The organism is Mesorhizobium sp. P160219 (genome assembly GCF_057786095.1).
In genome coordinates, this window is sequence record NZ_JBYNWG010000001.1 from 356,418 (window position 1) to 368,780 (window position 12,363).

At 64.6% G+C, this 12,363-nt stretch carries 12 protein-coding genes; 9 read left to right on the forward strand and 3 right to left on the reverse strand.

Translation table 11 applies throughout. From position 1 onward, the window contains the following. Positions 1-12 precede the first annotated feature (12 nt). Positions 13-1,077, forward strand: a complete 1,065-nt coding sequence (locus tag AC3EMP_RS01795; RefSeq protein ID WP_352499920.1) for a tetratricopeptide repeat protein — start codon at positions 13-15, stop codon at positions 1,075-1,077. A gap of 9 nt (positions 1,078-1,086) precedes the next feature. Here the strand turns inward: AC3EMP_RS01795 and AC3EMP_RS01800 are convergent, their stop codons facing one another. Further along, positions 1,087-2,103: a zinc-dependent alcohol dehydrogenase family protein gene (locus tag AC3EMP_RS01800; RefSeq protein WP_023832599.1), complete on the reverse strand. Its 1,017-nt coding sequence runs from the start codon at positions 2,101-2,103 to the stop codon at positions 1,087-1,089. 101 nt (positions 2,104-2,204) lie between these two features. Between AC3EMP_RS01800 and AC3EMP_RS01805 the strand changes: the two genes are divergently transcribed. The 7 genes from AC3EMP_RS01805 (at position 2,205) to AC3EMP_RS01835 (ending at position 8,328) form a co-directional block, all read left to right on the forward strand. After that, positions 2,205-3,068, forward strand: a complete 864-nt coding sequence (locus AC3EMP_RS01805) for a LysR family transcriptional regulator (protein ID WP_023716067.1) — start codon at positions 2,205-2,207, stop codon at positions 3,066-3,068. Positions 3,069-3,209: 141 nt separating this feature from the next. Next, complete coding sequence (efp, locus tag AC3EMP_RS01810; protein ID WP_023668757.1) at positions 3,210-3,776, forward strand: elongation factor P; 567 nt, start codon at positions 3,210-3,212, stop codon at positions 3,774-3,776. Positions 3,777-3,798: 22 nt separating this feature from the next. Continuing rightward, positions 3,799-4,599: an inositol monophosphatase family protein gene (locus AC3EMP_RS01815; RefSeq protein ID WP_023684166.1), complete on the forward strand. Its 801-nt coding sequence runs from the start codon at positions 3,799-3,801 to the stop codon at positions 4,597-4,599. 109 nt (positions 4,600-4,708) lie between these two features. Further along, the gene (gene trhA, locus AC3EMP_RS01820; RefSeq protein WP_023737875.1) at positions 4,709-5,425 is read left to right on the forward strand and encodes a PAQR family membrane homeostasis protein TrhA; all 717 of its coding nucleotides are present in this window, start codon (positions 4,709-4,711) and stop codon (positions 5,423-5,425) included. Between the two features lie 179 nt (positions 5,426-5,604). Further along, positions 5,605-6,630 carry a MotA/TolQ/ExbB proton channel family protein gene (locus tag AC3EMP_RS01825; RefSeq protein WP_023668754.1) on the forward strand — a complete coding sequence of 342 codons (1,026 nt, stop codon included), beginning with the start codon at positions 5,605-5,607 and terminating at the stop codon, positions 6,628-6,630. 1 nt (position 6,631) lies between these two features. Beyond that, positions 6,632-7,663: a peptidoglycan -binding protein gene (locus AC3EMP_RS01830; RefSeq protein ID WP_023684164.1), complete on the forward strand. Its 1,032-nt coding sequence runs from the start codon at positions 6,632-6,634 to the stop codon at positions 7,661-7,663. A gap of 239 nt (positions 7,664-7,902) precedes the next feature. Next, positions 7,903-8,328, forward strand: a complete 426-nt coding sequence (locus AC3EMP_RS01835; RefSeq protein ID WP_023827021.1) for a hypothetical protein — start codon at positions 7,903-7,905, stop codon at positions 8,326-8,328. Between the two features lie 79 nt (positions 8,329-8,407). Here the strand turns inward: AC3EMP_RS01835 and AC3EMP_RS01840 are convergent, their stop codons facing one another. After that, positions 8,408-8,761 carry a DUF1304 domain-containing protein gene (locus AC3EMP_RS01840; protein ID WP_023711988.1) on the reverse strand — a complete coding sequence of 118 codons (354 nt, stop codon included), beginning with the start codon at positions 8,759-8,761 and terminating at the stop codon, positions 8,408-8,410. 146 nt (positions 8,762-8,907) lie between these two features. On the opposite strand from AC3EMP_RS01840, the gene AC3EMP_RS01845 reads away from it, so the two are divergent. After that, positions 8,908-10,395, forward strand: coding sequence for a carboxypeptidase M32 (locus AC3EMP_RS01845; RefSeq protein WP_023827022.1), 1,488 nt, complete (start codon positions 8,908-8,910; stop codon positions 10,393-10,395). Positions 10,396-10,405: 10 nt separating this feature from the next. On the opposite strand, the gene AC3EMP_RS01850 is transcribed toward AC3EMP_RS01845, so the two are convergent. Beyond that, a complete protein-coding gene (locus AC3EMP_RS01850) occupies positions 10,406-12,208 on the reverse strand; it encodes an ABC transporter transmembrane domain-containing protein (protein ID WP_023668749.1) in 1,803 nt (600 codons plus the stop codon). Between the last annotated feature and the right edge of the window lie 155 nt (positions 12,209-12,363).

The window sequence follows — 12,363 nt, forward strand, 5'->3', positions numbered from 1 at the left end:
GTCGCAGCCTTGATGAGCGGGGCAGCGATCGCGGCGGAGACCGTTCCGCTGCCGCAGCCGAGGCCGGACACCAGCCCGCCCGCCCTCAGCGTGCCGGATGCGGTCGCCCCCGATGCGGGTGCCCCAAAAGCCGGTGCCACGGATTCCGGCGTCCATATCGACAAGCCGATCGACACCCCGCTGCCGCAGCCCGCGACAACCGCGCCGCTGCCGTCGGCCGACGCCATCAACCCCGAACGTTTCGGCGCCAAGCCGGCGGACCCCGCCTATGGCGCTTTCCAGCGCGGCCTTTACAAGACGGCCTACAATCTGGCGTTGGTGCGGGCTCAGAATGGCGACCCGGCGGCGCAAACGCTGGTGGCCGAGATCCTATCGCGCGGGTTGGGCGTGCCGCTCAACCCAGCGGAAGCCGCCAAATGGTATGCGCAGGCCGCCGAGCAGGGGATTCCTGAATCGCAGTTCCAGTATGCGCTGATGCTGCTCGACGGCCGCTACGTCAAGAAGGACGAAAAGGGAGCCTACGCGCTGATGCAGGCCGCCGCCGAGGCCGGCAACCGGCTGGCGCAGTTCAACTTCGCGCAATTGCTCGTGCAGCAGGATCCTGGCGATGCCGGCATCGCCCGGGCTGTGCCCTATTATGAGCGTGCCGCGGCGACAGGGCTTGCCGACGCCCAGTATGCGATGGCGCAGGTTTATGCCAATGGCGTCGGCGGCAAAACCCGCGACGATGGAAAGGCCCGCAGCTTGCTAGCACAGGCTGCCAGGCAGAACTACGACACCGCGCAGATCGATCTTGCCGCCTGGATGATCGAGGGCCGGGGCGGTGTTCGCGACCTGAAATCCGGCTTCAACTGGATGAAGCAGGCAGCTGAAGGCGGCAATGTCGCTGCCCAGAACCGGTTGGCAAAGCTCTATATGGGCGGCATCGGAACTGACCCCGACCTGATCCTGGCCGGGGCCTGGTATGTGGTCGCCCGCCGCGCCGGCCTTATCGATCCGGAGATGGACGATTTCCTGCAAGGGCTGACCGACGATCAGACAAAGCAAGCCTTGCAGAAGGCCAACCGCCTGCCCTGACACGCAACGTCACTGTGTATGATCCAGCACGACCTTGCCGAAGGGAGAGCCGTGTTCGAGATGGCGAAAGGCCTGCGCTGCCTCTGCCCATGGGAAGACCCGGTCGATCACCGGCCGCAGCCGATTGACGGCGAGCGCCCGGTTCATCGCTTCGAAGGACTCGCGCGAGCCGACCGGTATGCCGCGTGCTTTCACCTGGCGTCGGAAGATGTCGAGCGGATTGATCACCCCTTCGCTGCCGCCGAGATAACCGATGACGTTGATCTGGGCGCCGCGCGCCGACGCCTTGAGCGAATGCGCGAAACTCTGGGGACCACCGACTTCGATGATGTGGTCCGCGCCACGGCCATCGGTCAGCGCCAGCACGGCCGACGACCAGTCCGGATTGTTGCGGTAGTTGATGCCGTGATGCGCGCCGAGCTCTTTGGCCCGGACAAGTTTCTCATCGCTACTCGACGTAACGACGACCCGCGCGCCGGCCGCCTTCGCGAACTGCATGGCAAACAGCGATACGCCGCCCGTGCCGAGGCTGAGCACGGTCTCGCCCGGCTTGAGGTTGCCTTCCGTAAACAAGGCATGCCAAGCGGTGACGGCGGCGCAGGGTAACGTCGCCGCCTCTACGTCGCTGAGATGCGCCGGCGCGATGACAGCCGCCTGTTCGTCCAGCCGGGCGAATTCGCTCAGCAAACCGTCGATGGGGCCACCGCGCTGGTATGAGGGTTCGGCCATGGCGAAGCTGCCGCCGACCCATCGCTGCCAGAACGTGCCGCAGACCCGGTCGCCGACCTTGAAGCGGCTGACCTCGGAGCCAACCGCAACGACCTCGCCGACGCCGTCGGAAAGCGGCACCAGCGGCAAGGGGAATGTCGTGTGATAGCTGCCGCGCGCGATCTCGACATCGCGGTAGTTGAGCGCCGTCGCCTTGACGCGGACGATCATCTCCTGACGGCCGGGCTCCGGCATTGGCCGTTCGACCATCTTGAGATTGTCGATGCCGCCCGGCTTCTGCAGTTCGATTGCCTTCATTGTCGTCGTCCTTTCGTTTGAAAGGAAAATTGCTTGCCAGGCGATGGATTTCAAATTCATAATGTTCAGAATGATTATGCTTACGAGACATGGTTCTAGCTATGCTTGAGGAATTGCGCACGCTCGCCCTGTTTGCCGAGGAGGGCTCGATCCAGAAGGTCGCCCGGCGCCTGCCGCTGACGCAGCCGGCTGTGACCCGGCAAATCCAGCGGCTGGAGGACATGCTTGGCACGACGCTGCTCGACCGCCGGCAAAAGCCGCCGCGACTGACGCCGACGGGGCTGGAAGTGCTGGCGCGCGGACGCGATATCATCGCTTCCGTAGAAGCGCTGAAATCCTTCGCCGGAAAGACCGAGCCGGAAGGACTGTTCCGCCTGGGTCTCGCCCATGGCCTCTCGGACCGCGACATAGCGGGGGCCATCGCCAACGCCGCGGCGGCGTTCCCGAAAGTGTCGCTACGGCTCAAGACCGGCTGGAGCGCCGAACTGATCGATCAATTCGAACGCGGCGAGCTCGATGTGACGATTGTTCTGCGATCGTCGGACAAGCCAGGTCCGGAAGCGCTTGGCACTGAACGTCTTGGCGTCATAGCTGCGTCCACCGTCGCCGATCCGGAAGACGGTGGCCGGACACCCATGCCGTGGGTGCTTAGTCCGGCACCTTGCGACGCGCGCCAGAAGCTCACGTCCGTTCTGGTCGGCGGAAGGCGTCATTTCGAGATCGCGGCGGAGATACAGGATCCGGCCTTGCAGATGGAATGGGTCCGTCGGGGGCACGGCCTTGGGCTAATGCCGTTGCGTCTTGCAAGGCGCCGACTTCCCGACGGCCTCATGCTCGTCAACACGGAAGATGTCGACCTTTCCTTACAGGTCGCCGCACTTCGCTCGCCTCATCTCAACCGGCTGACTGAGGCTGCGGATGCCATCGTCGAGGCCGTCGGCAAAGTCATTGCAGCCCAGGTTTGAGGCTACCAGCCGCTGTCGGGCGATCTGGCATCCCTTGCCTCTCCTGCCGATTTGTGGTCTTGGGGGCCCGAAATCGCTTGTCCAGCGACCATCCCCATACCAACGGCCAAGCCGTTGGTAGCATCCCGGATCAATCTCATCATGGCCAAGATCAATGGCAACGAAATCCGTCCCGGCTATGTCATCGAACACGATGGCGGCCTCTGGGTGGCGGTCAGGACCAACACCGTCAAGCCCGGCAAGGGCGGCGCGTACAACCAGGTCGAACTGAAGAACCTGATCAACGGCACCAAGCTCAACGAGCGCTTCCGCTCGGCGGAGACCGTCGAGCAGATCCGGCTCGATCTGAAGGATTTTTCCTTCCTCTACGCCCAGGACGACGCGCTGGTGTTCATGGACACGCAGAGCTACGAGCAACTCGAGCTGGCGAAGGATTTCGTCGGCGACCGCGCCGCCTTCCTGCAGGACGGCATGATGGTGACGGTCCAGCTCTATGAGGACAGGCCGATCGGCATTTCGCTGCCCGACCAGGTGACGCTGACCATCACCGAGGCCGACCCGGTGGTGAAGGGCCAGACGGCCGCGTCCTCGTACAAGCCGGCGGTGCTGGAAAACGGCATCCGCGTGCTGGTGCCGCCATTCATCGGCGCCGGCGAACGCATCGTCGTCGACACCAACGAACTCACCTACATGCGCCGCGCAGACTGACGCGTAGGCAGGAACAGATACGATGGCACGCTCCGCACTTCTCAATGTCATGGTCCAGGCCGCCATGAAGGCCGGCCGCTCGCTGTCGCGCGACTTCGGCGAGGTGCAGAACCTGCAGGTGTCGATGAAGGGACCGGGCGACTATGTCAGCCAAGCCGACCGCAAGGCCGAGGACATTCTGTTTGCCGAACTGTCGAAGGCACGGCCGGGCTATGCCTTCCTGATGGAAGAGCGCGGCATGATCGCAGGGGACGACGACCAGCACCGTTGGATCGTCGACCCGCTCGACGGCACCACCAATTTCCTGCACGGCATTCCGATCTTTTCCATCTCGATCGCGCTGGAGCGACAGGGCCAGTTGGTCGCCGCTGTCATCTACAATCCGGCAATGGATGAGCTCTACACCGCCGAGCGCGGCGGCGGCGCCTTCATGAACGATCGCCGGCTGCGCGTTGCCGGCCGCAGCAAGCTCACCGACTGCGTCATCGGCTGCGGCGTGCCGCATCTCGGCCGCGGCCAGCACGGCAATTTCCTCGTCGAGTTGCGCAATGTGATGGCCGAGGTCTCGGGCGTGCGCCGCCTGGGTTCCGCCGCGCTCGATCTCGCTTATGTCGCCGCCGGCCGCATGGACGGCTTTTGGGAAACCGGCCTTTCGGCCTGGGACATTGCCGCCGGCCTGCTGCTGATCCGCGAGGCCGGTGGCTTCGTCTCCGACATGGATGGCGGCCAGGATATGCTCGAGGCGGGTTCGCTCGTCGCCGGCAACGAGGTCATCCAGCGCGCGCTGCTCAAGGCGGTGAAGAAGCCGCTTTCGGCGCGCTGATCACTTGGCATGCCGGCGCGGCGTGCTGAAGCGCCGCAGTCGCAAAACCGCAATCAAAGCTTGAAATACTGCCCGGCGGCCGCCCAGATAAGGGGACGCAGGATCTTTTATGACGAGCATACCTTCACTATCCTCGCGAGAGGCGCAGCCAGACCAGCCAATTGAAATCCCTTTTGTCGGGCGTTGGCACTACTCGCGTGCGGAGATGATCGCCGATGGCATCGTCCATGCGGTCGGCATCGTGCTGGCGATAGCAGCCGGCTCGGCCTTGCTGGCGCTGGCCGCCTTCCATGCCGGTCCCGGCGAATACATCGCCGCCGCCTTCTTCGTGGTGTCGCTGCTGACTGTGCTGTTGATTTCGCTGACCTACAATCTGTGGCCGGTGACGTCGCCGGCGAAGTGGATCTTGCGGCGCTTCGATCATGCGGCGATCTACCTCCTGATCGCCGCGACCTACACGCCCTTTCTGGCCCAGCTCGACGGCTCGCCGCTGGCGCTGCCGATGATTGTCCTTGTCTGGACCGCTGCTTTGACCGGCATTGCCATGAAAGTGTTCCTGCCCGGCCGCTTTGATCGTCTGGCCATTGTCTTCTATCTCGCCATCGGCTGGAGCGGCGTCGTCCTGGTCAAGCCGCTGGTGGCGACGTTGCCGACGACTTCGATCGCGCTGATTGTCGCCGGCGGCGTCGTGTACTCCTGCGGCGTCATCTTCTTCGCCTGGAAACGCCTGCGCTTCCACAATGCCCTCTGGCACGGCTTTGTCGTCACCGGCGCCGGGCTGCATCTTGCCGCCATGGTCGACTGCCTGGTCGTCAACCGCCTCTGAACGGCGTGGTGCGGCCCGACAGTCGGGCAATATTGCCAAGCGCCATTCAATTTGGTCACAATTCCGTTTAGAGTCGCGAATTACGTGATCGGCGGCAATGGAGCGGTTCCAGGGAAGTATGAGCGGCTTCCCGTTCGGAATTGCGTCAAGGCAAATAGAGCATCGGAAACGGGGCACGGATGGCTTTTCTCAGATCCTTCGGCGTGGGCAGGCGTTCTGATGTCCTGATGTACGATCCGCACAAACTGTCGAGCCCGCAGGTCTTCCTCCTGACCATGGTCATCTTCCTGGTCATCGTCGCCTTCATCGCCGCCATCCTCACCCGCCAGATCTCGACCGCTTTCGGGAGCAATCCCGGCCTCAATGGCCTCATCGTCGGCGTCCTTGTGGTCGGCATCCTGCTCGCCTTCGCCCAGGTCGGACGACTGTTTCGCGAAGTGCGCTGGGTCAATTCCTTCCGCGCCGGTTCCGAAACCACCGAGCCGGTGCTGCTGGCGCCGATGAAGGCGATGATCGGCCGCTCCTCGACGGTCGCCTTCTCGACGTCTTCGATGCGCACCATGCTGGATTCGATCGCCACCCGCCTCGACGAAAGCCGCGACACCTCGCGCTATCTCGTCGGGTTGCTGGTGTTCCTCGGTCTGCTCGGCACCTTCTGGGGCCTGCTCAACACCATCGGCTCGATCCGCGAAACCATCGAATCGCTCGATCCCGGCACCGGCGACGCCGCCGCCGTGCTCGATTCGCTGAAGCAGGGGCTGTCGGCGCCGCTGGCCGGCATGGGTACGGCCTTTTCGTCCTCGCTGTTCGGCCTTTCCGGGTCGCTGGTGCTAGGCTTCCTCGACCTGCAGGCCGGCCGCGCCCAGACCCGCTTCTATACCGAGCTTGAAAACTGGCTGTCCTCGGTCACCGATCTCTCCTCCGACATCGCCGTCGCCGACCCGGCCAAGACTGAATCCTCCGACGAGATCCGGGTCCTGTCGGAACGGCTGCGCAGCATGCAGGAAAGCGGCGGCGGCTCCAATCCGCGCGTCGCCACCGCCATGGCCAATCTCGCCGACGGCATTTCCGGCCTGGTCAAGAACATGCGCTCCGAGCAGCAGATCATGCGCGACTGGGTCGAGGCCCAGTCGGACGAGCAGAAGGCGATGCGCAACACGCTGGAAAAGATCGCCGACGCGCTGAAGAAACCCGGGGTCCACTAGCATGGCTCTCGCCAGGGGCCGGCGCACCGATCGCCGGATCGACTATTGGCCGGGCTTCGTCGACGCGCTGTCGACGCTGCTGCTCGCCATCATGTTCCTGCTCACCGTTTTCGTGCTGGCGCAGTTCCTGCTCGGACGCGAACTCTCCGGCAAGGATACGGCGCTCACGCGCCTCAACTCGCAGATCAACGAACTGACGCAGTTGCTGGCGCTGGAGCGCTCGAGCGCGCAGGACAAGGACGATTCGCTGGCCAATCTGCAGGCGTCGCTGTCGGCCGCCGAAGCTGAGAAGAGCCGGCTCGAGCAGCTGCTGGCGCAAGGTGCCGGCGCCGGCGACGCCGCCACCCAGCGCGCCGCGGAACTCGGCGGCGAACTCGACAGCCAGCGCCAGATCAGCCAGCAGGCGCTGAGCCAGGTCGAGATCCTCAACCAGCAGATCGCGGCGCTGCGCAAGCAGATCGGCGCGCTCGAGGATGCCCTCAACGTCTCTGAAACGCGCGACCGCGATTCCAACACCAAGATCGCCGATCTCGGCCGTCGGCTCAACGTCGCGCTGGCGCAGCGCGTGCAGGAGCTGAACCGCTATCGCTCCGACTTCTTCGGCCGCCTGCGCGAAATCCTCGCCGACCGCGAGAACATCCGCATCGTCGGCGACCGCTTCGTCTTCCAGTCGGAAGTTCTGTTCCCGACCGGGTCGGAAGTGATCAACGATGCCGGCAAAGTCGAGATGAAGAAGCTCGCCGATGCCATCATCGAGTTGCAAAAGGAAATCCCGCCCGAGATCAACTGGGTGCTGCGCGTCGACGGCCACACCGACAACAAGCCGCTGTCCGGCGCCGGCCGCTATCGCGACAATTGGGAATTGTCGACGGCGCGTTCGACCTCGGTGGTCAAGTTCCTGATCGAGAACGGCGTGCCCGCCAACCGGCTGGTTGCGGCCGGCTTCGGCGAATTCCAGCCGCTCGACCCCGCCGACACCGAAGACGCCCGCAACAAGAACCGACGCATTGAACTGAAGCTCACCGAACGGTGATTTTCAGTCCCGCGAAATTGTTTGCCGGCTCAACTCTAGGGCGCAACGCCAGGTCGGCAAGGCCTGAAAACATTATCTTTCTTTAATTACACTTCGCGTTTCCGGGCTCCTACTTTGACGCGCAGGGCCGAGAACCGCCGGCGATGCCTCCCATCGCGACGCGACGGAACCGGACGGCCCGCTTCCGGAAGGCGGAGCGAAAGCGCTTGCCCCTTCCATAGCAGGAGGAGACGCACATCATGCGCTCTTTGAAGACTCTCAGGACCGCAACCCTCACGACACTTCTGATCACTGTTCCACTCGCCGGCGCCTATGCCGCCGGACATCACAAGGGCGCCCTCGACGCCAGCGACCCGACCGACATGACCGGTCCGCGTGTGACCGGCCTGATCGAGCAGGTGCGGGGCGTCGAACAGGGCATCACGGATGCGCGCGAGACGAAGGGCATCTCGACCTCGGAAGCGCAGTGGCTGCATCTGCGTGCGGCGCATATCGGCCAGGCCGCCGAAGGGGTCGCCGCTTCGGACCATGGCCGGATCCCGGCCGCGCAATATCACGATCTGCTGCGCCGCCTCGACAATGTCGATCAGAGGCTGATGTCCGACACCGGCAGCGGCTTCATGATCGGTGATGGCTCCGACGGCGGGAATTATCCGAACGGCTGAGGTCCGTTCTGATATCTCCAGGAATGAGGAAGGGACTGTCTGACGCCCGCGGGATCTGGTTCCGAGGGCGTCTTTTTTGTCACCAGCCCAGCCACAGCGCAGCGAGGGCCAGCACCGCCGGCACGGTCTGAACATACAGGATCTTCCGGCTGGCAGTCGCCGCGCCATAGAGCCCGGCGACGGCGATGCAAAGCAGGAAGAACACCTTGATCTGGAATCCCGCCGCGCCGAGATAGAGGCCCCAGATCAGCCCGGCGGCAAGGAAGGCGTTGTAGAGCCCCTGATTGGCGGCGAGCACCTTCGATGCGCTGGCGAAGTCCGGCTTGAGGTTGAACGCCCTGTGCCCGCGCGGTGTGTCCCACGCCACCATCTCCAGATAGACGATGTAGAGGTGGATCAGGGCCACCAGCCCGACCAGGATATTGCCGATCATCTTAGTCTCCCCTGCATGGCGGTGTTCCACCGCCAGCCAGCATTCCACGCACAAGCTCATCGGCGCAAGCTGCATAGCCACCTTTGAGGGTTGCCAATCCTGGCGCGTTGGTATCTTTTCCCGCGGTCCAAAACGCGGAACCTGCCATGTCTTTTCAGAAGCTCGATGATCTCGGCCACAAGCTCGAAGCGCTGGAACATGCGCTCGCTATCCTCGGCGCCGACGAGGCGACCCACATGGCCGTCGGCGGCGGCGAGAAGCGCGCCGAAGCGATGGCTTCCCTTGCCGGCATGCTGCATATCAGGGCAACGGCGCCGGAGATCGCCGACTGGCTCGCCGCTGCAGAAGCTGAAGCGCTCAACGAGGAGCAGCAAGCCGCGGTCCGGGAGTTGCGCCGGCAATACACCAACCTGACCTGCCTGCCGGTCGAATTCGTCGAGCGCCAGACGGTGGCGCGTATGCGCTCCGAGCAGCTCTGGCGCGACCTGCGCGGCAAGAATGACTGGGCCGGATTCCTGCCGGCGCTCGAAGGTGTCATCGCGCTGGTGCGCGAGGAAGCCGCCCTGCGCGCCGACGCGCTCGGCCTCGATCCCTACGACGCACTGATGGAGCAATACGATCCTGGCAACCGCGCCGCCGACATCACGCCGGTCTTCACCGAGCTGAAGACATTCCTGAAGGGCTTCGTGCCGGAAGCGCTGGCCGTACAGGAAGCGCGACTGGCCAAGCGCCCGCTGAAGCCGCTCTCCGGCAGCTATGCGATCGACAAACAGCGCGAGCTTGGTCTCGCCATGATGGCTTCGGTCGGCTTCGACCTCACCCATGGTTCTCTGTCGGTATCGCACCATCCCTTCTGCGGCGGGGTGCCGAGCGACGTTCGCATCACCACCCGCTACAAAACGTCCGATTTCCTGTCGGCTTTGATGGGCGTGCTGCACGAGACCGGCCACGCGCTCTACGAGCAGAACCTGCCGAAGGCCTGGGCGCACTGGCCGCTCGGCAAGGCGCGCGGCATGGCGGTGCATGAAAGCCAGAGTCTGTTCGTCGAGAAACAGGTCGGCCGCAACCCCGAATTCTGGCGCTGGGCGCTGCCCGTGGTCGAAAAGCATCTCGGCGAAGCCTGGTCGCTCGACGACATCCTGCCGCATGTGCACCGGGTCGAGCGCGGCCTGATCCGCGTCGACGCCGACGAGGTCACCTACCCGCTGCATGTCATCCTGCGCTACGAGTTGGAGCAGGAGGTGGTCTCGGGGCGGCTGCAGGCGGCCGACCTGCCCGAAGCCTGGGACGCCAAGATGCGGGAGTATCTTGGCCTTTCGACCATCGACAACCCAGCCGACGGACCGATGCAGGACGTGCATTGGCCAGGCGCCGCCTTCGGCTATTTCCCGTCCTATACGCTGGGCGCTATGATGGCGGCGCAGCAATGGGCTGCGCTGACGCGCGACCATCCTTCAGCCGACAGCGACCTCGCCAAGGGCAATTTCGCCGCCATCAATGACTGGCGCCGCGACAATATCTGGTCGCAGGGATCCCGCTGGTCGACGCCCGAACTGCTTGAGCGCGCCACCGGGGAAAAGCTCAACGCCGCGTATTTCACCGAGCATCTCCGCAAGCGGTATGGTCCCGCCTGATTGCGGGTTGCTACTCCGCGGCACCCCTGAAGGCGCTTGCTCCGGTTTCGAACTGCAGCTTGGCCAGCCTTGCATAGATTCCGCCCTTGGCGACCAGGCTCTGGTGCGTGCCTTCCTCGACGATGCGGCCGCCATCCATGACCAGGATGCGGTCGGCCTTCAGCACGGTCGCCAGCCGGTGGGCGATGACGATGGTGGTGCGGCCCTGCATCAGCCGTTCCAGCGCCGTCTGCACCAGCGTTTCGCTTTCGGCGTCGAGCGCCGACGTGGCCTCGTCGAGCAGCAGGATCGGCGCGTCGCGCAGGATGGCGCGGGCGATCGCCACGCGCTGGCGCTGGCCGCCGGACAAGGTCACACCGCGCTCGCCGACCTGGCTGTCGTAGCCCTTGTCGAGCCTGAGGATGAACTCGTCGGCCAGCGCGTCCCTGGCGGCGGCCTCGATCTCGGCATTCGTCGCGCCCGGCCGGCCAAAGCCGATATTGTCGCGCGCGCTTGCCGCAAAGATGGTGACATCCTGCGGCACGATCGCAATGCGCTCCCGCACTTCAGCCGGATCGGCTTCGCGCACGTCGACGCCGTCAATGGCGATGCGGCCAGTTTCGGGATCGTAGAAGCGCAGGATCAGCGAAAAGACGGTGCTCTTTCCGGCGCCCGACGGGCCGACGATCGCCACCGTCTCGCCGGGCTTGACCTGAAAACTCAAGCCGTGGACGGCGGCACGGTCCGGCCTTGCCGGGTAGGAGAAGGAGACGTCGTCGAAACTGATCGCGCCTGTCGCCTTGGCGGGCAGCGGCAGCGGATTGGCCGGCGGTTGAATCGCCGGCGTCTCGTCGAGTATCTCGGTCAGCCTTTCGGCCGCACCCGCCGCCTGGGCAAGCTCGCCCCAGACTTCCGACAGTGCGCCCAGCGCGCCTGCGGCAAACACGGAGTAAAGCAGGAACTGGCCGAGCGTGCCGGGCGACATCGTGCCGGCAAGCACGTCACGCGAGCCGAACCACAACACCGCCACGACCGAGGAAAAGATCATGAAGATGGCAAAGAAGGTGAGCAGCGAGCGGGAGAAGATCGACGAGCGCGCCGCCTGGAAGGCGGCTTCCACCGCGGCCGAGAACCGCCCGGTGACCAGCGTCTCGTTGGTGAACGCCTGCAACGTACGCACCGCGCCGATCTGCTCGCTGGCATAGGCGGTCGCTTGCGCCAGCGTGTCCTGCGCCTGCCGTGACCGGCGCCTCACCGAACGGCCGAACGCGACCAGCGGCAGCACGATGAGCGGAATGGCCGCGATCACCAGGCCCGACAGTTTCGGGCTGGTGACGACCATCATCGCCACCGCGCCAAGGCCGAGGATGACGTTGCGCAGCGCCACCGAGGCGGTGGCGCCGACGGCGGATTTCACCTGCGTCGTGTCGGCGGCAAGCCGCGAGACGATCTCGCCCGATTGCGCGGTGTCGAAGAAGGACGGCGAAAGCGTCGTGACATGCGAAAACACGTCGCTGCGGATGTCGGCGACGACCCGCTCGCCGAGCGTGATGACGAAGTAGTAGCGTCCGGCCGACGCCGCCGCCAGAATGGCTGCCATCGCAACCAAAGCGGCGAAATATTCGGCGATGAAGACGGTGCCGGAAGCACTGAAACCGTGGTCGATCATGCGCCGCACGGCCAGCGGCAGCGCCAGCGTCGTCGCCGCGGCGATGGCGAGCGAAATGAGGGCGCCTATGACCAGTTTGCGGTAGCGGAATATATAGGGATACAGGCGCCTGAGCGGCCCGAGCGAGCGCCTGCGCCCGTCTTGCTCGCCGCTGATGTCCGCCATGACCGTTTCCTCTGGCCGCTTCCAGGTGGGCGCGTTCAATATGCGCCTGCCGTGGCCTTGTGATTCAATTCCGGCTGATGTATAGGCTCGCCGACCGTTTTAGAAGCCGTGGCTTTTCAATAGCTGCGGCTTCGAGTTTTAAAAAGGGGCGCATC